The 24,172-nt window shown below is 70.8% G+C and carries 17 protein-coding genes; 1 reads left to right on the plus strand and 16 read right to left on the minus strand.

Going from position 1 to position 24,172, the window contains the following annotated elements; all coding sequences use genetic code 11:
• Positions 1-50 precede the first annotated feature (50 nt).
• On the minus strand, positions 51-2,855 hold the full coding sequence (locus tag AC07NF_RS04850) for a TonB-dependent receptor (RefSeq protein WP_494628533.1): 2,805 nt from the start codon (positions 2,853-2,855) through the stop codon (positions 51-53).
• A gap of 312 nt (positions 2,856-3,167) precedes the next feature.
• On the opposite strand from AC07NF_RS04850, the gene AC07NF_RS04855 reads away from it, so the two are divergent.
• Positions 3,168-5,519, plus strand: coding sequence for a pectinesterase family protein (locus AC07NF_RS04855; protein WP_494628531.1), 2,352 nt, complete (start codon positions 3,168-3,170; stop codon positions 5,517-5,519).
• Here AC07NF_RS04855 and AC07NF_RS04860 read toward each other — a convergent pair.
• The 15 genes from AC07NF_RS04860 to AC07NF_RS04930 form a co-directional block, all read right to left on the minus strand.
• Positions 5,516-6,235 carry a hypothetical protein gene (locus AC07NF_RS04860; RefSeq protein ID WP_494628530.1) on the minus strand — a complete coding sequence of 240 codons (720 nt, stop codon included), beginning with the start codon at positions 6,233-6,235 and terminating at the stop codon, positions 5,516-5,518. The two genes, AC07NF_RS04855 and AC07NF_RS04860, sit on opposite strands and share 4 nt — an antisense overlap.
• Positions 6,232-8,382, minus strand: a complete 2,151-nt coding sequence (locus AC07NF_RS04865) for a protein kinase domain-containing protein (RefSeq protein ID WP_494628528.1) — start codon at positions 8,380-8,382, stop codon at positions 6,232-6,234. The genes AC07NF_RS04860 and AC07NF_RS04865 overlap by 4 nt, the downstream gene beginning before the upstream one ends.
• Positions 8,379-8,765, minus strand: a complete 387-nt coding sequence (locus AC07NF_RS04870) for a hypothetical protein (protein WP_494628526.1) — start codon at positions 8,763-8,765, stop codon at positions 8,379-8,381. Before AC07NF_RS04870 ends, AC07NF_RS04865 begins: the two co-directional genes overlap by 4 nt.
• Positions 8,762-11,350 (minus strand): hypothetical protein, encoded by a 2,589-nt coding sequence (locus tag AC07NF_RS04875; RefSeq protein WP_494628524.1) that lies wholly within the window; start codon positions 11,348-11,350, stop codon positions 8,762-8,764. The genes AC07NF_RS04870 and AC07NF_RS04875 overlap by 4 nt, the downstream gene beginning before the upstream one ends.
• Positions 11,347-14,106, minus strand: coding sequence for a hypothetical protein (locus AC07NF_RS04880; RefSeq protein ID WP_494628522.1), 2,760 nt, complete (start codon positions 14,104-14,106; stop codon positions 11,347-11,349). Before AC07NF_RS04880 ends, AC07NF_RS04875 begins: the two co-directional genes overlap by 4 nt.
• Positions 14,103-14,657: a hypothetical protein gene (locus tag AC07NF_RS04885; RefSeq protein ID WP_494628520.1), complete on the minus strand. Its 555-nt coding sequence runs from the start codon at positions 14,655-14,657 to the stop codon at positions 14,103-14,105. The genes AC07NF_RS04880 and AC07NF_RS04885 overlap by 4 nt, the downstream gene beginning before the upstream one ends.
• Positions 14,654-16,201, minus strand: a complete 1,548-nt coding sequence (locus AC07NF_RS04890; protein WP_494628518.1) for a hypothetical protein — start codon at positions 16,199-16,201, stop codon at positions 14,654-14,656. The genes AC07NF_RS04885 and AC07NF_RS04890 overlap by 4 nt, the downstream gene beginning before the upstream one ends.
• Entirely contained in the window at positions 16,198-17,718 is a 1,521-nt protein-coding gene (locus AC07NF_RS04895) for a hypothetical protein (protein ID WP_494628516.1), read from the minus strand. The genes AC07NF_RS04890 and AC07NF_RS04895 overlap by 4 nt, the downstream gene beginning before the upstream one ends.
• Positions 17,715-18,338, minus strand: a complete 624-nt coding sequence (locus AC07NF_RS04900; RefSeq protein ID WP_494628515.1) for a hypothetical protein — start codon at positions 18,336-18,338, stop codon at positions 17,715-17,717. Before AC07NF_RS04900 ends, AC07NF_RS04895 begins: the two co-directional genes overlap by 4 nt.
• A 166-nt stretch (positions 18,339-18,504) precedes the next feature.
• Positions 18,505-19,839, minus strand: coding sequence for an alginate export family protein (locus AC07NF_RS04905; RefSeq protein ID WP_494628513.1), 1,335 nt, complete (start codon positions 19,837-19,839; stop codon positions 18,505-18,507).
• Entirely contained in the window at positions 19,836-20,537 is a 702-nt protein-coding gene (locus AC07NF_RS04910) for a YoaK family protein (protein WP_494628511.1), read from the minus strand. The genes AC07NF_RS04905 and AC07NF_RS04910 overlap by 4 nt, the downstream gene beginning before the upstream one ends.
• Complete coding sequence (locus AC07NF_RS04915) at positions 20,534-20,962, minus strand: DoxX family protein (protein WP_494628509.1); 429 nt, start codon at positions 20,960-20,962, stop codon at positions 20,534-20,536. The genes AC07NF_RS04910 and AC07NF_RS04915 overlap by 4 nt, the downstream gene beginning before the upstream one ends.
• 2 nt (positions 20,963-20,964) lie before the next feature.
• A complete protein-coding gene (locus AC07NF_RS04920) occupies positions 20,965-22,815 on the minus strand; it encodes an amidohydrolase (RefSeq protein WP_494628507.1) in 1,851 nt (616 codons plus the stop codon).
• Between the two features lie 74 nt (positions 22,816-22,889).
• A complete protein-coding gene (locus tag AC07NF_RS04925; protein WP_494628505.1) occupies positions 22,890-23,150 on the minus strand; it encodes a DUF1427 family protein in 261 nt (86 codons plus the stop codon).
• A gap of 60 nt (positions 23,151-23,210) precedes the next feature.
• Positions 23,211-23,867, minus strand: a complete 657-nt coding sequence (locus AC07NF_RS04930) for a hydrolase (RefSeq protein WP_494628503.1) — start codon at positions 23,865-23,867, stop codon at positions 23,211-23,213.
• Positions 23,868-24,172 lie beyond the last annotated feature (305 nt).

Consider the following 24,172-nt stretch of genomic DNA (forward strand, 5'->3'; position numbering starts at 1 on the left):
GAAACAAAAAGACCCGGGGCCGCGTGGCGCGGCCCCGGAGTTGGCAGGACCTAGAAGCTGTAGCGAAGGCCCAGATAGAACTGCCGGCCGGTGTGGCCGTAGACCCAGGGGCGGTCCGACACGTCGACGTAGCGGTCGTTGGCCTCGTCGGTCAGGTTGATGCCCTCCAGCGACAGCTGGAAGCGCTCGTTGATCGTGTAGGTGGCCTGCATGTCGACGTTGAAGGTCTTGTTGGTGCCTTCGACGAAGTTGCTGTTGCGGCCCGGGACCTGGGTCAGGTAGCCCGACCGGTAGGCCAGCGACCCACGGATGCTGAACTTGTCGGTCTCGTAGTACAGCGTGCCGTTGGCGGCGTCCTTGGACAGGCCCACCAGGGTCGAGGTCACCGTGGCCGCGCCCGGAACGTCGGAGGTCAGGTACTCGATGTCCGAGGTGACGTGGGTGTAGTTGGCCATCACCCCGAAGTGCGACAGCCAGCCGGGCAGGAAGGTCAGCCGCTGCTGCAGGCTGATCTCCAGGCCCTTCAGCTTGCCGCCGTTGGTGTTGACCGGCCGTGAGACGTCGAACTCGTCGGTGGGCAGGGCGATGGTGCCGTTCAGGATGTCCAGCGGCAGGCCCAGCGTGTTGAACGGCTGGCTGGTGCGCAGGGTCTGGACGAAGGTCGAGATGTTCTTCTGGAACAGGCCCACGGCATAGATCGAGCCCTCCGCCGGGTACCACTCGAACGACAGGTCCAGGTTCTTGGACTGGGTCGGCTTGAGGTCGGGATTGCCGGTCGAATAGCTGCGATTGCCGCCCTGGACGCTGATGTCGCCGCCGGGGCGCAGGCTGCCCAGGCCCGGACGGGCCATGGTCTTGGCCGCGCCGAAGCGCACCAGCACGTCGTCCGTCACTTCCAGGGTCAGGTTCAGCGACGGCAGGTACTTGTGGTAGGCGCGCTCGGCATTGACCAGCTCGATCTTGGAGCCGACCGCCGCATAGCCTTCCGAGTTCTGCTCGGTCTTCAGGTAACGCACGCCGGCGTCGCCGCGCAGGGGACGGCCAAAGAGACTGGTGCGGAAGTCGGCCTCGACGAAGGCGCCGGTGTTCTGCTCCTCGACCCGGCCAGTGGCGCTGCGGGCCTCGGTCTGCTCGATGGTGCCCAGCTTGAAGAGGCCGGTGTTGCTGTAGATGTTCAGCGCCTCGGCGTACTTGTCGATATTGGGCACCAGCCAGGACGTCACGCTGCCGCCGGGCAGGCCCAGGCCCTTACCGTAGCCGCTGAACACTTCGGACAGATCGGTCATCTGCTGGGCGGTGAGCACCGGAATATCGGTCTCGCCGGCGATGCGGCGCTGGTCGGCCGAGTTGAACTTGAACTTCCGGGTGTCGGCCCCGACGCGCAGGGTGATGTCGTTGGTGAGGTCGAACGCGCCTTCCAGCTTGGCGGTGTCGAAGGTGTTCTCGATCCGCGTCTTGACCAGGTTCAGCGCCGAGAAGCCGGGGATCGTCGCCCAGCTGGCCGGGCTGGCCGCGTCGAACGGCAGCTTGACCAGCGGCAGGCGGTCGTTCTGGCGGTAGTCGTAGGAATAGCCGTCGACGTCCAGTCGCTCAAAGGTGACCGTCGTGCCGATCGGGCTGTCAAACACCGACGAGGCGTGGCCGGCCAGGCCCTTGACCTGGAAGCGGTCGTTGAACCGGTGCTCGAAGTCCAGGGTGAACTGCTTGAAGGTGGTCGTGGACTCGGTGTGCGAGGCCTGCGAGCGCATGTCGACATTGTCGAAGACGCCGTAGACCAGGTCGTGGGTGTCGTTGACGACACCATCGCGAATGATCGTGGCCGGCTTGCCGGCCGAGCCGCTGCGCGAGAACGAGATGGCCTGCAGCAGGCGCTCGTCGCGCTTGCCGTCCAGCTTGCCGTACAGGGCGTTCAGCGAGACCAGCGTGCGGTCGGTCGGCCGCGCCTGCAGGGAGGCGGTGACACCCAGGCGCTTCTCGACGTGCTCGAAGCTGTTGAAGCTGGGATTGCGCGGATGGAAGATCGCCGTGGCGGTGGTGTTGGAATTGACCTGGGCGGCGGTGTAGCCGGGCAGGGTCGAAGCGGTGTTGAAGCCGCCATTGGCGCCGCCGGGACCCCAGCGGGTGGTGCCGTGGCTGTCCTCGACGATATCCCGCTCGCCATAGGCCACCGAGAGCAGGGCGCCCAGCTTGCCATCCGCCCAGGTCTTGCTGGCCAGGGCGGCGAAGCGCGGATCGTAGTTCTTGGACAGGTCGTTGTAGCCCATCTGGGCGGACAGGACCAAAGTCGGCTTGCGGAAGTCGAACGGCCGGCTGCTGGCCAGGTCGACCGTGGCGCCCAGCGAGCCTTCCTCGACATCGGCCGAGGCCGTCTTGCGCACGGTCAGGCCGTTGAACAGCTCCGAGGCGAAGACGTTGAAGTCGAAGCCGCGGCCCCGGTTGTTGCCCGCCGCGCCGCCGCTGTCGCTGCCGCCCGAGGTGGCCAGGGCCTCCATGCCGTTGATCCGCACGCGGGTGTATTCGGGACCCAGGCCCCGAACCGAGATCTGGCGGCCTTCACCGGCCACGCGGGTGATGGCCACGCCGGGAATGCGCTGCAGGGACTCGGCCAGGTTCAGGTCGGGGAAGGCGGCGATGTCCTCGGCCTTGATCACGTCGACCACGCCGGTCTCGCGGCGCTTGGCGGTGATGGCGCTGGCCAGACTGGCGCGGAAGCCCGTGACGACCACGGCCTCGACGCTGTTGGGATCCTCGGCCGGCGCCTGTTGAGCGACGGCATTGGTGGCGGTCAGACCCAGACTTAGAAGCGAAACTCCAAGTAAAAGGGCATGACGAGACGGCACGCGGGGCGTGTTCATAGGCGCGTTTCTCCCTTCCCCGAATTGATCGGGGTTATGTTTTTTGTATTTGCCGGGTCGACGCGCGACGGAGGGGCGCGATGCTTGAGCTCTCCGCCGATCGGCGCGTGTTTGGCGAATTAAGTCTTCATTGTGGCAATCTGTCTTGCCAATGCCGATATCGGTGTTCGCCATGCGATATCGGCATGGCCTCACCCTTCGGTTGATCTTGGCGCAAACTCCTGCGCCGTGTAGCCATGGTGAGAAAATGAGAACGAATGGCGCGGTCGTCCGATCGGGGATGATACCGGTGTCATCAAGGGGAGGATGATCATGGCCGCTAAGAGCGTCTTGCTCTCAACCGTTCTGGCGACGCTGCTGCTGGCGGGCGGAACCGCTGCGGCGCAGGATACGCTGGCCGGCCTTGGCCCCGTGCGGGGCTATACCGACGTCGTCTTCGACACCACCAAAGAGCGCTACGACATCCTGGTGGACGCCTCGCGCTCCGAGGATCCCGCCGCTCATCGCTACCGCACCGTCCAGGCCGCCTACGCCGCCGCGCCGGCCGGCACGCGTGAGCGGCCGACGGTGATCGGCATCCTGCCCGACGTCTATCAGCTGGGCGGCACGCCGACCGAGCCGGGCCTGACGATCACCAAGCCCAACATCACCCTGATGGGCCTGACCCGCGACCGCCGCAGCGTGGTGCTGGCCGACAATCGCGGCAACAAGCAGGGCGCGGCCAATAACGGCTTCACGATGATCGTCGACGCCGACGGCTTCTCGGCGGTCAACCTGACGATCCTGAACTACTGCAATGTCGACTACGACTATCCGGGCGATGCGTCGAAGAGCCTGAAGCGGCGCTCGGGCGTGATCACCCAGGCCGTGGCCATCCAGATGAGCGGCGACCGGCACGTCTATTCGCACGTCGCCATCCTCAGCCGGCTGGACACCATGTTCAACCGCACCAAGCGCTCGTACTTCACCAACGCCTATCTGGAGGGGACGGACGACTATCTGGGCGCGCCGGGCGCCAGCGTCTGGGAAGACTCCGAGATCAACTTTATCGAGGGCGGCGGCATCCTGTTCGCGGGCGGCACGACGTTCATCCGCACCCGGTTCCGCGCCGTCAAACCGATGCAGTTCTACAAGGTGCCGGTCGCGCCGGTGGCGCTGATCGACTCGACCTTGCCCGACGTGCCGCTGGCCTGGTTCGGCTGGCGCGCGCCGCCGCAGTCGGAAGCCTCGCTGACCTATCGCACCAAGACGGACGTCGGGCGGCCGGTCGACCTGATTGACAGCATCGTCGGCCCCGAGCGCCGCACCCTGTCGCGTGAGCTGACCGCGGACGAGAGCCTGGCCTTCAATCCCTGGAACCAGCTGCGCTGGGCGTCGGACGGCTCTGATGACGGCTGGGACCCGGCCGGGGCGCGGGCCAAGTTCGAAGGGCAGGGGACCCGTCCCTATCGCATCAAGTTGGCCAACGGCGTCTCCCGCATCCGCACCGGCGAGGCGCCGGTCGAGATCGCCGCCCAGGTCCTGCCCAAGGGCGCGACGGGGCGGGTGCGTTGGAGCTCGTCCTCGCCTCTGGTCAAGCTCAGCGCGACCGAAGGCGACCGCGTCGTGGTCACGGCCGCCAACACCGGCGAGCGCACCGAGGTCGCGACGATCAAGGCCATCGCAGACAATGGCTTCAGCAGCACGGCCCAAGTCTCCGTCGATCCGGCCTACCGACCTGCGCCCGCGCTGGTCGCCGCGCCGAAACTTCAGGCGACCTCCGGCGGCCTGTCAGTGGCCTACGCTCTGGCCGGCTCAACCGGTCGCCAGGACCAGTCGCTGGTCACCTGGTTTGCCTGCGCCGATGCAGCCTGCGCCCAGCCTCAGCGGATCGCGGTCTCGCGCGGCAACGAACCCCTGCGGACGCCGAAGCTCTCCGGCAACCTGGCGGGACGCTACGTGATGGCCGAGGTCCAGCCGAAGACCGATCTCAGCCAGCCTGGCCCGGCGGTTCGCACGCCGCCGATCAAGGCGCCGGCTGGCGCATTGGCGACGGCCGTCCTGGACCCTCGCGCCCAGCCCGACAGCACTGCCGCTGATCGGTGGGAGAAGGACTGGAGCCTGACGGGAGCCTGGTCCAGCCAGGCGCCGTTCGAGGACCAGACCCACTGGGGCCTGCGCGCCGGCGACAAGGACAACACCCTGCTCTATGTCGGCCGCCCGTCGGCCGGTGACATGGATGTCACGGTGGCCTTCGACACCGACAAGCTGGAGGGCCAGGGTTTCTCGATCGCCGGCTCGCCCGCGGACGACGGCCGTCCGCGCGCCGACATCCTGTTCAAGTACGATCCCGTGAGCCGCGACGGCTACGCGCTGCGCTTCTGGCGCTCGACCCGCTCGGCCACGGCCGTCGTGTTCCAGCTCTATCGGATCAAGGCCGGCCACGGGACGCCGATCAGCGACCAGGACCAGCTGACCGGCGTGGTCAAGCCGACCACGACCCTCCAGATCTCGGTGCGCGGCGGCCAGGTGACCGTGAAGGGCTCCAACACCGCCGACGGTGAGACCTTGAACCTGACCGGAACGATCGAGCCCAACAGCCACGGCGCCGCCGGCCTCTACTGGACCGCCTCGCGCCCCAGCGGCTCGGTGGTCTTGCGGGGACTCAGCGTGACCTACCCCTAGTCGCGGGGCTCGCCGTCTTCCCAGAAATAGGCGTCGCGCGCCGGGTCGTAGAAGTAGAAGCGGCCGACGCGACGATCGAAATACTGCCGGCGATTGATCTCGTAGGGGCGAGGCGCGGTGCGGGGCGGTTCGGCGCGTTCGGCCGCGACCTCGCTGTTGTCGTCGGCCGGGCCGGCCGCGCGATCGGCCGTGCGGGCCGGCGCCTCGTAGAAGACCGTGCCGCCGGTTTCGCCCGTCGCCGTCGCGGCGAAACGGGAGGTGTCGGCTCCGACCAGGGTGATCAGCTTGGAGAAGCGGTTGGGGCCGTATTTCTCGTCAGTGGTCACGTCGAAGTCGAGGCGCAACGCCACCTCGCACAGCAGGCCGTTGGGGCGGACCTCCTGGGTGATGCGGGCGATGCCGCTGAGGCGATCGTGCACCTCCTCACGGCAGGTCGCGTTGTCCGGCCACAGATAATAGTAGCGCCCGACCAGGTCGTAATTGGCGTTGGCCTCGTTGCGGCGCTTGAGGTCATAGACCGCGACCACGTCGCGTCCGCACCGGTCTACGGTCTGCGGCGTCATACGCTGCACGCCCCGGTACGATGGCTTGAACGCCAGGGACTCGGCGAACCGCTTGGCCTGGTCGCAGTCACCCCGGAAGGCGCTCTGGGCCTGGGCCTGGGTCGCGCCGACCAGGAGCAGGGCGGCGGTCGCCGCCACAAGGGTTCTGGTCATGGTCTGGCTCCTTGGCAGGTCGCGACGGCGCGCACCTGGCAGTAGTTGACGCCGTTGGGGCAGTTGGTGTCGCCGGCGCGGACCGACAGGGTCTCGCCGCCCTCGCTGTCGCAGGCGGCGCGGCCGGCCAGCTCCAGCGATGGATAGAAGTTCGTGGTCGGATCGACCTTGATGAAGCTCGAGGTCGTCCAGGTGCGCAGGGGCAGGGCCGGCGCGGCGGCCGCAGGGCGACGCGCCGGCAGCGTCACCGGCTTGGGCGGCGCACGCACGACGGGCGGAGCGGGCTGGACAGCTTTGGCCGGCGGTGGTTTCGCCACGACCTTGGCCGGTGGTTTGGCGACGGGCGCCTTGGCCTTGGGGGCGGGCTTGGGCGCGGGGGGCGGCTTTTCCCCGACCGGCGGTTCGGGCGGGGTCTCGACAGGCGCAGGCTTCATGGCCGCATCGATACGGGCCAGACCGCGCTCGCCTTCACGCTGCAGCAGCGAACCATCGCCCAGCTGGGCCACACGGGCATAGAGGCCGCGCGCCTGGGTCAGCCGATCGGTGTCGCCGCCGGCCTGGGCTTCCAGCAGTTGGGCCAGGGCCAGCACGGCGTCGGCGCGGCTGCCGGCGGCGGCCTGGCGGAGGCGGGTCTCGGCGGCGGCTGGGTCTGGCGCGCGCCCGCCTTCGCCGCGCGCCAACATCTGGCCCAGCGCCAGGGCCGCGTCGTCGCGGGCTCGCGCCGTGTCGGGCCGGCCGTCGTCCGGGGCGTCCGCCGCGCGGCGCAGCCAGCCCAGCGCTTGGTAGGCATAACCGCCGCGATCGGAATTGGCCGTCTCGCTGGCCCGCAGGCGATAGAAGGCCCCCAGCCGTTCCATGGCGGCAGGCTCGCCGGCGGCGGCGCGGGCCGTGGTCTGGGCGTCGAAGCGCTCGGGCAGGCGCAGGCCTTGGGCCGGGGCGTCCGCGCAGCGCAGGCGCCAGGCGCCGCCCGCCGAGATCCATTGGCAGCCGGTCGGCGCGACTGGGACGGCGGCCTTGGGCGTCGTGGCGGCAGGCGGTGTCGACGGTCGCGAAGTCAGGCGGGGCGCGACCAGGGCGACGGCGGCGATCGCGATGGCCGTGAGGCCCGCGGCCCACCAGCCCCATCGACGTCGAGCCGGCGCCTCGCGGGCGATCGTCAGCGGGGCGTCGACGGCGTCCGGCGTCTCGAACAGGTCGGCCATCGGCAGCGGCGGCAGGGCCAGCGAGTCGGTTTCGGGCTCCGGCCAGGGAGCCTCGGGCGGCGTCTTGGCGAGACCTTCGAACCAGGGCGCATCGTCCGGCTCGGGTCCCAGGTCCAGGCCCGCCAGCCAAGCCGCCGCGTTGGCCGGGCGCTCGGCGGCGACGGGCGCGAGCCCCGCCTCGATCCCGGCACGCAGGCCGACAGAGGTCGTGGCGGCGGGCCAGGCGTCGTCGCCGGCCACGCGAGCGGTGGCGGGCGGCGGCGTACGGCCGGTCAGCAGACGCTGGAGCAGGGCGCTGGCGGCGTAGAGGTCGGCGGCCGGACCGATCGGATGGCGCAGCGCGCCGTCATGACCTTCGGGCGGCGCATAGCCGGGCTCGACCAGGTCCTGCTGGCTGCGCAGCGGCCGGAAGAACGGCCGGCGATCGACCATGAAGCCGGTCAGCCGCACCTCGCCATCGCCGATCAGCACGGCGCGAGGCGACAGGTCGCCGTGCACGATGCCGGCAGTGTGCAGCTCTCCCAGCGCCCTGGCTAGTTTGCGCGCGAAGGCGGTGATGACAGGTTCGGCGAGGGGACCGGGATGGTCCGCTAGCCAATTCTCCAGGGTCACGCCGCTCGGCGGTTGCAGCCAGAAACAGCCGCCGGTCCCCCGCGAAACAGCCTGGACTGGCAGGGCCGCGCGTGGCGCGCTCGCCTGGAGCCGGCGGCCCAGCGTCTCGAAAGCGTCCAGCGCTACGCCGTATTGCTCGGCCGCCTCGGGGATCGCCGTCAGTTTACCGTCAGCCTCGCGCACGGCGCCGGCCGGGGTGAAGCGGACGGCCTCAAGCGCCTCACCCTCGACGGCGAAGGTCTCCAGGGCGCCGGCGCGGCGCAGGGGCCGCAGGCGTAACGGCTTGCGGAAACCCTCGACCTTCAGGCGCAGCGGCGCCGCGATGACCGTCATGGCATGTCTCCACAGTCGGCGACGGCCCGCGTTGCGGCCTCGACGATCCGGTCGGCCTCGGGCGCGGCCGGTGTGTCGAGCGGCGCGAGCGCGACGCGGATCGGCGTGGCCGAACCGTCTCGACGCCAAACGCTTTCGGAGCCGCCTCCGTTGAGTCCGAGCGTGGCGCGCATCAGGGCTGGATCGGCGGCCAAGCCGGAACAGGCGAAGAAGTGCGGCCAGTCGCGGGCGGCGGGACTACCGGCGGCGACGTTGACGGTCAGCCAGCGCGGCGCGGTGACATCGGCTTGTGGCGCCGGCGAGGGACGCGCCATCCAGGCGCCCAGGCCCAGGGCGGCCAGCCACAGGGCGGCGATGGCGGTGTAGGGAACCCAAGGCCTCATGACCCGCCTCCCACGATCCAGCTGTGAGCGGCGGGCGAGCGCAGGATGGCCGCGACGACCGCCAGGGCCGGGGTCTCGGCCTGCCGCTTGTCCTGCAGATTGACCACGATGGTCAGCCCTCGCGCCGGCTGGCCGCCGGCCTGGTGCAAGGCGACGACGGCGATGGCGTGGCCGTCCAGCAGCGGCGGCTCGACCGGTCGCAGCGGCAGGCTGAGGACCCGGCCGTCCGGCTCGGGCGTGAAGTCCCCCGGCTGGCAGTTGCGGTAGCCGCAGGCGAACCGCTGCATCTCCGCCGCCGCCTGCTGGGCAATGTCGGAGCGGCCGGCGACGCGGACGCGGCAGCGGGTTTCCTTGAGCTCCAGGATCTGGCGCGCTGCCTCTGCCTGGGTCTTGGGCGCGGTGAAGCCGAACTTCAGCACCCCGGCCGTCGCGTCCCAGCGCAGGCCGCAGTCGCTACGGGCCAGTTGCCGCAGCAGCGCCGCGCCCGGTTCGCTAGGGGCCTCGCCGGCGACCTTCATAGTGCCGGTTTTGCCGTAGAGGGTCACATCCGGGCCGTAGCCCATTTCGGCGAAGGACCGGCCCAGTCCGGCGGCGGTGCCGGTCTTGATCACGCGCGACAGGCCGTCCAGCACGGTGGCGCGGATCTGCGGGCTGCGCATCGGCAGCGTGTCGGCGGGCGGTCCGGCGTTGGGCGTGAAGCGGGCGCGCACCGCTCGACCCGTGACGATCCGCGAATAGACCTCGGCCATCTTGATGGCGCTCCAGGTCGAGCGGCTGCCGCCCAGCACGGCCATCAGGTAGTCGTTGCGGAACGAAGCCACGGCGTCGAAGCCCAGCCGTTCGCGCTCAGGCGAGGCACCGGCCAGGGGTGAGGCGCAGGGTGGCGTAGCCCCGCTGAGCCCCCGCCAGACGCCGACATCGTAGCGGCAGCCGCCGCCCTGGCCGGCGTCGAGGTCGAACAGGCGGGCCAGGCGATCGGGCCAGGCCGGACCGCGTCCGGGCGGCGGGCGCAGAACCCAGCCGAACGGCCCCGGCGCGGTCGCTTCGCCGAAGACGGGCAGGGGCGGGACGTCGGTATGGCTCTTGCCCTCCAGCGACCAGGCCTCGACCGGCGACGGCTGGGCGCGGGTCGGCGGCGGCGGCGCGCCGGGCGTCCGATAGGCCAGCATCATCAGGGCCAGGGCGTAACGGTTGTTGGAGTGCTCCAGGAAGGTCGGGAAGTCGGTGACGCCCAGGCCGTGGTTGTCGAAGCCGCCCTTGCCCAGGTCCATGCCCAGCACGGTGCGGACGCGAGCATCGGTCCCACCCTGGATCTTCAGGGTCGCCAAGCCTGGATCGGCGTCGAGGATCGCCATCGAGAACGGCCCCTTGGCCATCGAGCCGACGGGCAGGCGCTCGAAATTGTGGTTCTGGTCGATCAGGTTCTGGCCTCGGCGCGTGCGGCGCTGGGCGGGGGCAAGGTCGCTGTCGGTCAGCGGCCAGGAGGCGACGGCCAGCACCTGGCCGGTGGTGGAGTCCATCACCGTCACCGCCGCCTTGAAGGCGTCGCCGCCGTCCTTCTGGGCCTCGGGCGAGGGGCTGGCGCGCACCGTGGCCGCGCCGGCCGAGAGGGCCTCCTGGGCGACCTGTTGCAGGCCAGCATCCAGCGACAGCCGCAGCGGCGCCGGAGGTCGGCCGCTCATGACCCGCTCCAGCGGCTGGGCCAGGGGCTGCAAGGCCGGATAGTAGGCGCGGGCGCCCGAGGGCTCGCTGTGGGCGATGTCGGTCACGCCGCCTTCGAGGCGCAGGCGCAGCACCGACTGGCCGGTGCGCAGGGTCAGGGTCTCGCTCTGGGGCAGGGGCGTCAGGGTCACGTCGCCGTCGGACCTAGGGCGGATATCGCGGGCGCCGACCCGGATCTCCAGGATCGACGGGGTTTGCACCCGCACCACGGCCTGGTCGCCGACCAGCATCACCGAACCCACGGCATGAGGCGGGGCGTCGCCGTCCTTCAGGCAGATCGAGAGGGCGCGGCGCGACCCGGCGGCGCCGACGCGGCGGGTCGGCATCAGGATGTCGCAAGCCGCGGCGGGCGCGCCGTTCGGTTCCAGGGCGATGGGCGGCGGGGGCGGATCTCCGCCCAGCGGCTGCAGGCGCAGGCCGGGCGCGGGGCCGCCTCGGAACAGGATCGGGCCGGCCCAGGCCCCGCCGCCGGAATAAGGCCGGTCGATCTGGTGGGCGAAAGGGTCAATGCCTTCGACCCATTGGCCATCGTCGCTGAGCCGCCAGACCGCCGGGTCTTGCAGGTCGGCCCGCAGATACGAGGCGTTGACGAAGGCGCGCAGGCGCGGGTCGCGGCCGACCGGGCCGTCGCGCAGGGCGATCCGGGGCTCGCCGTTGGCGTCATAGCGCACCGACAGCCATTGGCGCTGGGCGATGGCGTCGACCAGGCGCTCGTAGCCGCTGGTCAGCCCTTGGCCGGCTGGTCGACCCAGCGCAGCGAGCACCGCCGGCGCGCCAGCGACCAGGGCGACGACGGCGAGCAGCGGCGCGGCGGTGGCGAGGGCGCGGGTCCAGGCCTGCGAGCGCTTGGCGCGGCGGCTCATCGCCTGGCCTCCGCCGAACGCTCGGCCAGGCCCCAGACGGCCAGGGCGACCAGGATCGCGCCTTCCAGCAGGTCGCCGCCCGAGGTCGGGGCCAGCAGGTAGGCGTTGCGGCCGGTGAACGGGACCAGTTGCAGATTGGCCAGCGTCATGTAGGTCGCCGCACCGAACAAGCACCACAAGGCTAGGAGGCCGGTCGCGCGCTTCGCATCGAGCGGCGTCGCGCGCGTCATCGACCAGACGGCGATCGGCGCGGCGGCCAGCAGGGCCAGGAACAGGCCGGTCGCCAGCCGTCCGAATGGCGACATCAGGTGGATAGCGGTCAGGTTGTCGGTGGCTTGCACGGGCTTGAGCGCGGTCAGATTGGCCGGCGACAGGTAGCCGCGTCCCAGTAGCGAGCCGGTGTAGTCGGAAAGTTGGGCCGACCAGACCTTGAGCGCCTCGGCCTCGGTGGAGACGTCCGCGCCCAGGGCCTCGGGCGCGGCGATCAGGTAGAGGCGCAGAAGGTTCTGGCTGGCCTTGGCCTGGCGGTCCAGGCTGGCGAGGGCCTGCTCATCGCTGAGGCCGCGCGTCATCTGGGCGGTCTGGCCCAGGCGATCGGCGCCGGCGGCCCCGACCGCGCCCAGCAGTGGCAGGACCAGCAGGGCGGCCATGGCCGCGACCGCCGGCGCCGCCCAGGGCAGGCGCGCGACGCCACGACGCCAGGCCAGGCCGGCGGCGACCGCGCCGATCGGCAGGAACATCAGGGCATAGCCGCTGTCGCGCACCGTGAACGGGATGACGAAGGTGGCCAGGGCCAGCAGCGCCCAGAACACGATCGGCCGTCCCCAGCCCGCCGGTCGGTCCTCGCTGGCGGCCAGCAGGCGGCCGAAGCCGATCAGGATCAGGGGCGTGTAGACGACGCTGATCGCCAGCACCGTGACGCCCAGGTCGATGCGTTCCTTCCAGCCGATGGCCCCGACCGTCAGGCGGCCGATCAGGACGATGATCAGCAGCATGACGCCGGACAGCCACGCGGACTTGGCGGGCGCGGTTATCCAGCGTTCGGCGAAACCGTTCAGGGCAGAGGGCGCGGCGCCTTTCGATGGCGGCGTCTTGGCGATGCGCCACAGCAGGGCCAGGCCCCAGGCTCCGAGCAACAGCAGGGCCAGAACACTGAGGTGGCGGGTCCAGGCCAGGACGACGGCGGCGGCCAGTGGCGGGGCGAGGTCCAGGGCCAGATCGCCGGCCTTGCGGGCTTCGCCGGCCCGCGCCCACGCGAGCAGGGCAGCCGGAACGACGGCATAGGCTATGGCGGCGTCGCCGAGGATCTCGCGCCAGTCCAGGGTCGGGTCAGCCTGGGCGGCGGCCAGGCCGATCAGCAGGCGCAGGGCGAGCAGTAGCTGTAGCAGGCTCAGGATGGTCCAGAGGGCTGGGCGGCGGTGGAAAAGGTCACGGCAGAGCAGCAGCAGGCTGAGGGTCCAGGCCAGCACGACCAGCGCCGCCGGCCAGGGCGTCGCCAACTGATCCAGCGCCAGATGGGCGATGCGCAAAGCCGGAGCTGCGGCGGGCGCATCGAGCTTGGCGTGGGTGAAGGCGGCGCAGGCAGGTCCTTGAGGGACGGACGGCGCCTGGCGCAGGGCGTCGGCGGTCAGTCCGCCGACGACGGCGGCTTCCAGCCCCAGGCGGCGAGGCGGCGCGCCTTGTTCGCAGCGGCCGACGACCTCGGTCGGCGGTGTGGCGAAGGTGATCTCGGCCTGGCCGTCGCGTTCGGCCAGGACCAGGCTGCGGCGCAGCTGTAGGCGGCCCCGCCGCGCGTCTGGTCCGTCCAAGACGCCATCGACGAAGCGAGGCTCGAAGATCTCCGCCCGGATCCCGACTCCCAAGGGAATGGCCGCCGGCGGGGTGTAGGGAACGACTTGTCCGCCGCGTGCAATGCGGGCGCCCGGATCCGCGAGGATGATCGCCCAGGCCGAGCCGCCGAAGCCGCCCTGCTGGAACAGGAAGCTGCGCGCCGGCGCGCGGGCCGCGCCCTTGCCGACGCACAGCCAGCGCTCACAGTCGGCCAGCACGCCGCTGGCTTGGCCCGTGCCCGGACGGGGGAAGAAGTCGCGCAGGGGATGGATCGCCTGGGTCGGGGTCCAGTCATTGACGCCGCCGAAGGCCAACAGGGTCTTGCGTTCAGGCATGGCCGGGCCGCCGGCGCCGGCCTCGGCCACGACCTGACCATCTCGCCATACGGCCGGGGCCAAGGTTCGGCCGCGCAGGATAGCCCAGGCCGCGCCGTCGCCCTCGCAGGGCGCCTGGACACACACGGCGTCGCCTTCGCCAAAGGTCAGGGCGGTCGGCCAGGTGAGACGTCGACCGTCGCGCAGGCCGATCACGACTTGCGACGGGGCTTTGTCGGCGCCGGCGACGACCAGGGCCAGGGGCGGGGCTTCACCGCCGGTCGAGAGGTCGGGCTCGACGGTGGCGAAGCCGGCCGGCAGGCGCGGCACAACCAGGTCGTCGCGGCCGGCGTCGCCGCCCAGGCGTAGCGGGAACTGGCGCACCTCGGCCGTCAGCCGCAGCAGCGACAGGCGCAGCTCGCCCGTGCGACCCTGGATGGAGGCCGTCAGCAGGCAGCCTAAGACGAGGATGGCCGGCGCGATGACACCCATCATCAGGGCCGCCACCCTCGCGGTCGACGGCTTGCGCCGCGCCGAAGCACCGTCGCTTGCCACACGCCAGTACGCCAGACCCAGCGCCAGGCAGACGACACCCAGCAGGACACCACTCATCCGCTGCCCGCCCTCCGCGCCGCGCCGAAGGTGGACCGACCCAGATAACGCCAGTGGTCATGGACCCGCTTGAGGGCCAGCATGCGCCATAGCGCCAGGCCCAGCGCCGCCAGCGAACCGGCGATCAGCGCTGGCCAGCCCAGACGCGGGCCGAGAGCCACGATCACCGGCGAAACCGCCGCGACATGCTCCATCGGCGCGGAACACAGTGCGCCGTCGTTGCGCACCAGGGCCCGCCGCGCCTCGCGGAAGGCCGGGTCGGCGTCCATGCCGACGCCTTGGCACAGGTCGCGGCGCAGCGCCGCGCCCTGGGGCGTGTCGCCGAGGGCCGCCAGGCGTTCCGCGAAGGCGGGCGTCGGCGACGACCAGGGCTCGAGCTGCGACAGGCCCAGCCGCTCGATCCATGGCCCGCCGCCGCGCGTCGGGGCGGCACCGACGACGGCCGCGCCCGGACGGAGCGTCAGGCCCAGGGCCCACACGATCCCGACCACGGCCAGCAGGACCAGCAGGCCGCTGACGATCAACGGCCTGACGCCGTTGCGCCGGGTCATGGCGCCGACTCCGTCAGCGGGGCCTCGGCCGCCGGCCGCCGCCGGAAGAGGCCCGTCAGCCCGTCCCAGGCGCGGCGCTTCTCGGCGTGTTCCTTCAGGCGGAGCAGGGCGCGGATCAGCTCGGTGACCCCCACATGGTCGAGCCGATAGTTGATGGTCGTCGACCCTCGCGCCACGCCCTCGAAGGCGGTGGCGAACTGGAAGCTGGCGAAGGCGAACCACTCGTCGATCTGGCGGGCGACCCCGGGGCGCAGGGCGTTGAGGGTCGCGAAGGCGTCGGCCTTGGCGGGCTCGCGGCGCAGGACGCGCAGCAGGTGGGCCGCTTTCGGATGGCCTTGCAGCAGCCGGCGGATCGGCAGCTGTACGGCGTCGGACCGGTGGGTCAGGTCGTCGCTCTTGGACAGCACGATGAACATCGGCTTGGTCGGCTTCTTGCGCTCGGCCTCGCGGCTGCGGTCGAACACGGCGTAGGCGTCCATCGACGGGTCCAGATCGGGGCCGCCGCGCTCTTCCATTACCACCATCAGCTGGGCCATCAGGCCCACGCCGCTGATATATTCGCCGAGCTCCTCGTGCTTGGAGGCCAGGCGTTGCAGGGCCTGCTCGACGCCGCCCTCCAGCAGATGCTTGCGCTCGCGGACCAGGGTCTTGAGCTTTGCCTGCGCCTTGGCGTCGCCAGCCTCCGCCGCCTTGCGGGCCTGGGAGACCTGGCGCTTGAGGGCGTCGACCCGGTCGATCAGCGCCTGGGCAGGCGGCAGGCCGGTGGTGTCGACGGGCGCGGTCCCGCCGGCGGCGGCGCGTCGCCAGAGGACGTCGTGGGCCAGCTCCGACAGCAGGGTCTCGTCGGCCGGCAGCAGGGTCAGGAACGCCTGGCCGGTATGGATCACGTGCCGCATCAGGGTGTTGGCCTCACCCAGGAACGAGCCCTCGACCGCGCGCAGGAACCGCTCGCCCGGGATGTCGATGACGTAGAAGTCCTGCGCGCCCTTACGGAAGCGGTGGGCGGTGAACTGGACGGTGTTCTCCACGTCGCCGGGCGGCGCGCGGCGCGGATAGCAGGCATAGGCGTCGCCTTCCTGCAGCTCGTACTTCAGCCGGTTGAGGAACCAGGTCTTGCCGGCGGTCGGGAAGCCCAGCAGCACCATGGTGAAGACGCCGGACTCGCGGATGCGGCGCAGGGTCTCGACATCCAGCTCGCGGGCGACCGGACCGGCGATCGGCGTCTCGGCGACGGGCTCGGCCTCGACGGGGGCGAAGGACGGCTGTTCCGAGGCGGCGGCGGCCTGATCGACCTTCTGTTCGACCAGCGCCTTCAGGCTTTCACCCAGGCCTTCGGGCGCCTGGGGTTCGGCGCTGGTGGGCGGCTCGGGCGGCGTCATGCGGCGCAGGGTGTCGATCACCTCGCCCATGGTCACGCCGGGCGTCGGCGTTTCCAGCGCGCGGACGGCCGGAGACGCTGTGCGGCCCTCGGCCAGGGCGCAGTGCGGGCAGTCGGCGAAGTCCTTGCTGGAGAACTCGTTGGTGCAGATCTCGCAATAGGTCATCGCGCGGCCCTCGCCACGGTGACCAGCGCCCAGGCGGCGCGGGTGAACTCGTCCGGATGGCGCGCCTGGCGCAGGCCGGTCGGAATGGCCCGCGTGGCCAGGGCGGCCGACAGCTCGGGCGCGAACTGCTTGGCGGCCGTCACCACGCCGGGATCGGCCAAAGCAGCGTCGGCGCTGGCCGGGGGGCGAGCCAGCAGGGCCGTGAGCGTCGCGCGGGTCCGGGCGCCGTCCATGCTGGGGCGCTGGCATTGCAGACGCAGCAAGGTCCCGGCCAATTGGCGGGCGTCCTCGTCGTCGAGGTGTATCAGGGCATTGTCCTGGACGGCGTCGAGGAAGGCCGGCGCGGCGAGGGCGATCTCCTTGGAGAAGGCGGGATCGGCCGCCAGCCGCGTCGCCCACAGCGTGACGATCCCGGTCAGGTCCAGGCGGGGCGCGACATCGCCCAGCCAGGCGGCGACGGCGGGCCTGGCGACGACCTCGTCGAGGCTGGGCAGGGCGTTGGAGCCGACGCCCTCGATCAGGCCGCGCACATAGAAGGCCGCGCCTTGCGCATCGGCGACGGCGACCAGGGCGTCGAAGGTCTCGGACACGCCGTCGCGCAGGGCCTGGCTGGCCGCGTCGGCGCCTTGGGCATGGCGCATCACCGCGCGCAGCAGGGCGATCATGGCCTCGGGCGTCAGCTCGGCGCAGGCAGAGGCGATCTCTTCGAACATCACGTCGGCGGCGGGCAGGCGGGCCTTGTCCTGCGACCACTGGGCCGAGCGCAGGGCGGCGGCGGCCGGTTCGCGCTCGGCGATCGCGGCCAGCTTCAGCCACGCCTTCCAAGCCAGGGTCGGCTCGGCCATGGCCTTGATCGACAAGAGCTCGTGCGTGGCCTGGAAGGCCGCCGGGCTTTCGGTCGAGGCGTGAGTGACCAGCTTGAACACGCGGGCCGGATCCAGATCGCCGGCCGGGGTCATCAGGCTGGTGCTGGCCCATCCGGTGAGGCTGGCGCGGCGCGCGGGATCCTCGACGCCTTCGACCAGGGCGGCCAGCGCGCCTTCCGGATCCTCGTCGCCGACATCGATGGCGATGTCGCTCCAGCCGACGCGCGGCGCGATCATCGGACGGGCGACGACGGGTTTCAGGCTCCTCGGCGAGACCTTGAGCGGCTCCAGGCCGAAGGTCGTGTCCTCCGGCTGGGGCAGCAGGCGCAGCAGGCGAGGCGAGGCCCAGCCGATGGCGTCCAGCAGGGCGGCGTCGGCGAGCAGCAGATGGGCGACCGCGATCGGACCAAGTTCGCCTTCGCCCAGGTGCCGGACGCGCGCCACGGCGAAGGACGAGCCGTCGGCGGCCAGCGGCAGCATGGCGACAAACTGCTGGCGGCGCTGCATGGCCCACCCCGCCAGCGACAGGGCGAAGTCGGCCAGGCGGGCCTGGCTTTCCGAAGTCAGGCTTGATCCGGCGTGCCGGCGCAGACCGTAGTTGCGGCCCTGGGCCTTGGGGCCAATGACCGCCGTGGGGACGAGGACCGTCATGGCGTCGTCGCCGGGGGCGGATTGGCCGGCGTCGGCGCTGCGCCGGCGCCGACGGGTTGCGCCGAGCGGGGCGGGGCTTCGCTGGTCGCCGCGGCGGGGCGGCCCAGTTCGCGCGGGGGTGTGCGTGCGACGGGCTTGGCGGGCGGTGGCGCGGCGCGTTCGGCGCGAGGCTGCTGGGCCGGCGCCGTGCGTGGCGTGGCGGCCGGCGCGGGGTCATCGACGGTCGGCGCGATCGGTGCGATCGGCGAGGCGGCGGCCGGTGATGTCGTGGGCAACGGATCGTCCGTCCGTCCGACCTGCAGGCCCAGCAGATAGCCGACGCCCAGCAGCGCCGCCGCGGCGACCGCCATCAGGGCCATCCCCCATGGCGGCACGCCCCATAGTCCCCGGGACTTGGCGCGTTGATCAAGCGCCTCGGCGATCCGGTCGGCGGCCTCGGCGGACAGAGCCTGATGCTGTTCGGCGACCGCGGCGCGGGCGGCGTCGCCGACCGCGCGGGTCAGAGCGGTCGACATCGCGCCGCCCGGATCGTCCTTCACCGACTTGCCGGCCCATTCGAGGATCAGCGCCGCCAGTTCACGGCGCAGAAGTTCGACGTCTCGAAAATGGCCGTCCGCCATCGCTGGGTCCTCGCTCGCCTTCCGCCCGAGCCGCCAGCATCTCTCTCCCAACATGAAGCGCGCCTGAACGAGCTTGACCGTGGGTGCGTCGACGAGAGGCGGCCCTCGATAGAACGAAGGCCGCCTGATCTTGGTTGTCGCCCTAGAGGAAGAAGTCGCTGGGCGCTCAGAAGCGAAGTTGGGCGAACAGAACGGCCAGGTCGACGGGCTTTCCGCCCAGCGCGCGAACCGCCGGTCCGGCCTGCTGATGGACCCACTGGGCCTGGAGCTTCAGGTTGCGGGTGACCTGCCAGCTGCCATCGAGCTGGGCGGCGCCGCCGACGGCCTTGGCGCTGTCGGTTCCGCTGGGCGCCAGCGGGACCAGGGGCTGGATGTAGATGGCGTCTGCGCCGGTCCAGCGGCGATGCGTCGAATAGCTGGCCTCCAGGCTGACGCCCTTGCGCGGCGTCACGCCCAGGCTGGACCGCAGCGACACCAGATTGCCCCAGCTGAACAGCGTCGTTTCGTTGAAATAGCCGCCCTTGGGGAACAGCGGGTTGAAGGTTCCCAGGACGCCGTCGGTCGGGTCTTTGTCGCCCGAGCCCAGGTCCAGGCGCAGGCCCAGGCGCGGCTTCCACGGCTGGCTCAGCGTGTAGCCGCCGGCGGCCGAGGCCGACCAGGCGCGGATCCTGCGACCGGCGAAGCGCCCGCCCTGGACCATGCCTTCGGCGTCGTAGTCGAAGGCGCCCGCCGTCCCGGCCAGGCGCGCGCCGAGACTGGTGCGGCGCTCGTCCCCGACGACCGCGCCGAACCGCACGCGATCGCGCTCCAGGCCCAAGGCGTAGACGTCGAGGGTCTGGCGGGGCGATAGCCTGGCCGCGGCATAGAGGCCGTAGAACCGCTGGGTGCGGCTACGCGTGTCGTCGAAGGCGCCGGGCGAGAGGGCGACAGGCTGCAGGTAGAAGGCGTCCAGCTTCAGGTCGCCGGCCGAGCGCGTGACCCGCGCGCCGTCGAAGCTCTGGCGGATGTTGGGCGACTCCCGCACGGCGATGAAGCGCTGGATCGGGTTCAGCTGCAGCTCCTGGCGGCCCAGGCGCACGCGCCAGCCGGCGGCGGGCGCGATGTCGACGAACAGCACCTGGGCGTCGACGCCGTCGCGATCCAGGGCCGTGGCGGGGTCGCGCTTGCCGATGTCGCGATGGACGCCGAGTTCGCCATAGACGCGGACGGCCGGGGTCAGGTGCAGGTCGGCGCTGAGCAGCAGCCGGGTCAGGGCGAAGGTGTCGGCCTGCTCGCCGCCGATGCCGAAGTGCGGGGCGTCGATGGCGTCCACCCGCAGGCGGGCCTCGCCGCCGAGGCTGAGATAGGCGTCGCCGCCCAGCGGGATGTAGCGGAGCGGATCCTGGCCGGCGCGATCCTGGACATCCTTCAGGTAACCGTAGTCTTCGTCAGATCGCACCGGCTTGAAGGCGGGCGGCTCGGCGGCCTGGACGGCTGCCGCGGCGAGCAGGGCGGCGATCATGCCTGCATGGCGCGCGGGGCGCGGGCGTACAGGCCCCCCAGGATGGCGACGACGACGACGGCCGGCAGCAGGCTCCAGGCCCCGGCGACCAGCACCCCGACCGCGCCGCCGATGGCGCCGACCGCGAAGGCCATGACCGGCGGCCAGGTCTTGGCGATCCGGGCGCGCAGGGCTTCGTCCAGGCCATTCTTGGAGGACAGCAGGTCAACGAGGTCGATGGCGATCTGGGTGACGTTGCCGGTCATGATGGTGGTCGGGGCCATGTGGCTGAACACCACCCGCGCGCCGACGTTCTGGACGGCCATGGCGCAGACGCCGACCAGGCCCGCCAGCATCACCGCCGGTTGGTCGGCGCTCTTAGCCGGCAGGGCCGCGACGGTCAGCAGCATGAAGACCAGCAGCATCACCGCCTGCAGCAGCAGCACCGCCGCCTCGTTGGCCTGGCCGCGCGCCCGGCGCTTGCAGATCATCACATAGGTCGCGGCGGCCGCGAGGATGAACACCGGCAAGGACAGGAGCTTGGTGGCGATGCCCTGGCCGCCGCCAGCCAGGGATACGCCCAGCATGACAAGGTTGCCGGTGGCGTGGTTCACGAACAGGCCGAACAGCAGGACAAAGCCGACCACGTCGACATAGCCGCCGACCAGGGCCATGCCGATGGCCGTGGTCGCAGACAGGCGCGGGGAGGGCGGGCTCATGCGGCGCGCTCCCGACGGTCCAGCAGCGCGACCAGCACGAAGCCGCCGATCAGGCCGATGTGCTCGACGAAGGCGTTCGTGGCCATGAAGCGGTCATGCCCCGGCGCCATCGCCCAGAACGCATTGGCCTTGAAGGCCGCCAGCAGGGTGAAGACGCCCAGCATGCCCGCGCCCAGCCACAGCCAGCGACGGGTCAGGATCAGCAAGGGGCCGACAATTTCGACGGCGATGGTCAGCGCGGCCCAGAAGGCCGGCGGGCTCATGCCGAAGTGGGTCTGCTCGGCGACGGCGCCGGGAAAGTCGCTGGCCTTGACGGCCGCGCCCAGCAGATAGGCGCTGACCAGGGCCAGGCGGGCGATGTGCGCTGTGGGCCGCCAGTCGAGGATGGCGTCGATGAAGTGTGGGGTCTGTGTCGAACCGGCCATGATCAAACCGCCCAGCAGCCGCAGCCCATGGCGCCCCAGAAGGAGCGCGCATCGGACGTCGGGGCCTCACGGGTATAGGCCGAGGCGTGGTCGTGGCCGTGGACGTTGCAGCTGCTGGCGCAGCCGCAGGCCGAGGCCAGCGCCATCGCCGTGCGCTTCGAGCGGTTCTGATAGCCGCCGAAGGTGCGCACGGGCGACCAGTCAGGCATCGGCGGGGGGAGGGAGGGCGAGAGCTTGGCGTAGTCGCCTTCGCCGTGGACCACCTTGCCGCCCAGCAGGGTCAGCACGGCCGACAGGTGCGGGATCTCATCCTCGGGCACGGTCATGTAGTCGTCGGCGAGCACCGCCAGGTCGGCCAGCTGGCCGACGGCGATCTGGCCCTTCTTGCCTTCCTCGTTCGAGAACCAGGTGTTGGCGGTGGTCCACAGGCGCAGGGCCTCTTCGCGATCGACGCGGTTGGCCGGCGGGTAGAGGCGCGTGCCGCCCACCGTCTTGCCGGTCACCAGCCAGTTCAGCGAGACCCACGGATTGTAGCTGGCCACGCGGGTCGCATCCGTACCCGCGCCGACCGGCACGCCGGCCTTCAGCATCTTGGTGATCGGCGGCGTCGCCTCGGCGGCCTTGGCCCCGTAGCGGTCCATGAAGTACTCGCCCTGGAAGGCCATGCGGTGCTGCACGGCGATGCCGCCGCCCAGGGCCGCGATACGGTCGATGTTGCGGTCGCTGATGGTTTCGGCGTGGTCGAAGAACCAGTGCAGGCCGTCGAACGGCATGTCACGATTGACCTTCTCGTAGACGTCCAGCGCCCGCGTGATGGTCTCGTCATAGGTGGCGTGCAGGCGCCAGGGCCAGCGGTTCTCGACCAGATGACGGATCACCGGCTCCAGGTCGCTCTCCATGTTGGCCGGCATCTCGGGACGTTCGACCCGGAAGTCCTCGAAGTCGGCGGCGCTGTAGACCAGCATCTCGCCGGCGCCGTTGTGGCGGTACTTGTCGTCGCCCTGGCCGGGCTTGACCTGCTTGGACCACGACTGGAAGTCCGACAGCTCGGCCTTCGGCTTCTGGGTGAACAGGTTGTAGCTGATGCGCAGGGTCAGCTGGTCGTCCATGTGCAGCTTCTCGATGATCGCGTAGTCATCGGGGTAGTTCTGGAAGCCGCCGCCGGCGTCGATCACGCCGGTCACGCCCAGGCGGTTCATCTCGCGCATGAAGTGGCGGGTCGAGTTCAGCTGGTATTCTTCCGGCAGCTTGGGACCCTTGGCCAGGGTGGCGTACAGGATCGTGGCGTTCGGCTGGGCCAGCAGGAGCCCCGTGGGCTCACCCGAGGCGTCGCGCTGGATTTCGCCGCCCGGCGGGTTGGGGGTGTCCTTGGTGTAGCCGACGGCGCGCAGGGCGGCGCGGTTCAGCAGGGCGCGGTCATAGAGGTGGAGGATGAACACCGGCGTCTCGGGCGCGGCGGCATTGATCTCGTCCAGGGTCGGCAGGCGCTTCTCGACGAACTGGTGCTCGGTGAAGCCGCCCACGACGCGCACCCACTGGGGCGGCGGGGTGTTGGCGGCCTGCTTCTTCAGCATGGCCATGGCGTCGGCCAGGGTCGGCACGCCGTCCCAGCGCAACTCCATGTTGTAGTTCAGGCCGCCACGGATGATGTGCATGTGGCTGTCGATCAGGCCCGGGATCACCCGGCGACCCTTCAGGTCGATGATCGTCGGGTTCTCACCGGCGGCCTTGCGAACCTTGCCTTCCTCGCCGACGGCGGCGAACTTGCCGTCACGCACCAGGGCGGCGTCGGCGCGCGGGTTGGAACGGTCGAGGGTTGTGAACTTGCCGTTGATGAGGAGCAGATCGGTCATGGGGCGCCTTTCAGCGAAAGCGGAACTGGAGAGAAAGGCCGCGCCGAGCGCGACAGTCTGGCGGCGATTGAGGGTCATGCCTGGCCCTCGGTCTTGCGCGGGTCAACGGCCTGGGGACCCAGCACCTGACCGGCGCATTCGGGGGTCTTGAGGTAGGCCACGACCGGCGCCTTGGTCATCAGGCGCTTGGCGATCGGGACCGCCTGCTCGCCCAGCAGCATGCCGAGCAGGCCCAGGAGGGCGATGGCCGGCGGGGCGGGCGAGCGCACGTTCAGCAGCGCATAGATCACGCCGACCAGCAGGCCCGCGCCCAGGGAGAGCAGATAGGGTTTCATGACGACGCTCCAGCTTCGAGAACAGGGGGCGGGTCCGTCGGCCCGCCCCGGTGACTTGTGTCAGTGGCCTTCAGAGGCGCCGAACATGGTCTTGGCGTAGGTGATGCCCAGGCCGTAGGCGCCACCGAACCGGCGGGCGACGCCCGTGGTCATGTCGTAGGTCTCGCCGCGCGCCCAGTCGCGTTGCAGCTCCAGCAGGTATTGCAGCGAGGTCATCGGCTGGGCGCCGGCCTGGACCATGCGGGCCACGGCGCGCTCATGCGCTTCGTCGGAGATGTCGCCGCTGGCGTCGGTGATGACATAGACCTCGAAGCCTTGGTCCAGCGCCGAGAGCGCCGGGCCGACGATGCAGACGCTGGTCCACAGGCCGGCCAGCACGATGCGCTTCTTGCCGATGGCGTTGACCTGGGCGATGACCGCCTCGTCTTCCCAGGTGTTCATCGACGTGCGGTCCAGCAGCGACTGGCCGGGGAAGGCGTCGGTGATTTCCGAGAACATCGGGCCCGAGAAGCTCTTCTCGGCGACCGTGGTCAGGATGGTCGAGACGCCAAAGCCAGCGGCGCCGTTGGCGACCAGGGCCGCATTGGTGCGCAGCAGGCTGGTGTCGATCGACTTGGTGGCGAAGGCCATCTGCGACTGGAAGTCGATCATGATCAGGGTGTGGTCGGTGGCGTTGAGGAGACGTGCGCCGGGGGCGGCTTTGGCTTGCGGGGTCATGGTTGGATCCAGTCCTTGGGCTTGTTGGCGAGCCGCTCCGGGCCGCCGCGTTTGCTGCGATGACGTGACTTTGGCCGTGATCCATTGGTCCTGAAATGGAAATGATGGAAATTCATTGTTTCCATTTTTTATATCTCTGGCGATCGGCGGAATGCGCCCGCGGCGCCGAGATGTCCAAGACCTTGGCCCTCGTCGTTCATGTGTGTGGCTGAACTGAATTAGCGCCGAGACGCGTCGGCTCGGCTTGAACAGTTCTCACGCGAAGAACGGGTTTTCGCTGTCGCCAGGTGATCTGCGACGACATC

It is taken from the genome of Caulobacter sp. GW821-FHT10A06 (assembly GCF_059415805.1).

What these genes read in the sequence shown, in the direction of transcription:
- AC07NF_RS04850 (WP_494628533.1), bottom strand. Translation starts at nt 2,855, where the DNA reads ATGAACACGCCCCGCGTGCCGTCTCGTCATGCCCTTTTACTTGGAGTT.
- AC07NF_RS04855 (WP_494628531.1), top strand. Translation starts at nt 3,168, where the DNA reads ATGGCCGCTAAGAGCGTCTTGCTCTCAACCGTTCTGGCGACGCTGCTG.
- AC07NF_RS04860 (WP_494628530.1), bottom strand. Translation starts at nt 6,235, where the DNA reads ATGACCAGAACCCTTGTGGCGGCGACCGCCGCCCTGCTCCTGGTCGGC.
- AC07NF_RS04865 (WP_494628528.1), bottom strand. Translation starts at nt 8,382, where the DNA reads ATGACGGTCATCGCGGCGCCGCTGCGCCTGAAGGTCGAGGGTTTCCGC.
- AC07NF_RS04870 (WP_494628526.1), bottom strand. Translation starts at nt 8,765, where the DNA reads ATGAGGCCTTGGGTTCCCTACACCGCCATCGCCGCCCTGTGGCTGGCC.
- AC07NF_RS04875 (WP_494628524.1), bottom strand. Translation starts at nt 11,350, where the DNA reads ATGAGCCGCCGCGCCAAGCGCTCGCAGGCCTGGACCCGCGCCCTCGCC.
- AC07NF_RS04880 (WP_494628522.1), bottom strand. Translation starts at nt 14,106, where the DNA reads ATGAGTGGTGTCCTGCTGGGTGTCGTCTGCCTGGCGCTGGGTCTGGCG.
- AC07NF_RS04885 (WP_494628520.1), bottom strand. Translation starts at nt 14,657, where the DNA reads ATGACCCGGCGCAACGGCGTCAGGCCGTTGATCGTCAGCGGCCTGCTG.
- AC07NF_RS04890 (WP_494628518.1), bottom strand. Translation starts at nt 16,201, where the DNA reads ATGACCTATTGCGAGATCTGCACCAACGAGTTCTCCAGCAAGGACTTC.
- AC07NF_RS04895 (WP_494628516.1), bottom strand. Translation starts at nt 17,718, where the DNA reads ATGACGGTCCTCGTCCCCACGGCGGTCATTGGCCCCAAGGCCCAGGGC.
- AC07NF_RS04900 (WP_494628515.1), bottom strand. Translation starts at nt 18,338, where the DNA reads ATGGCGGACGGCCATTTTCGAGACGTCGAACTTCTGCGCCGTGAACTG.
- AC07NF_RS04905 (WP_494628513.1), bottom strand. Translation starts at nt 19,839, where the DNA reads ATGATCGCCGCCCTGCTCGCCGCGGCAGCCGTCCAGGCCGCCGAGCCG.
- AC07NF_RS04910 (WP_494628511.1), bottom strand. Translation starts at nt 20,537, where the DNA reads ATGAGCCCGCCCTCCCCGCGCCTGTCTGCGACCACGGCCATCGGCATG.
- AC07NF_RS04915 (WP_494628509.1), bottom strand. Translation starts at nt 20,962, where the DNA reads ATGGCCGGTTCGACACAGACCCCACACTTCATCGACGCCATCCTCGAC.
- AC07NF_RS04920 (WP_494628507.1), bottom strand. Translation starts at nt 22,815, where the DNA reads ATGACCGATCTGCTCCTCATCAACGGCAAGTTCACAACCCTCGACCGT.
- AC07NF_RS04925 (WP_494628505.1), bottom strand. Translation starts at nt 23,150, where the DNA reads ATGAAACCCTATCTGCTCTCCCTGGGCGCGGGCCTGCTGGTCGGCGTG.
- AC07NF_RS04930 (WP_494628503.1), bottom strand. Translation starts at nt 23,867, where the DNA reads ATGACCCCGCAAGCCAAAGCCGCCCCCGGCGCACGTCTCCTCAACGCC.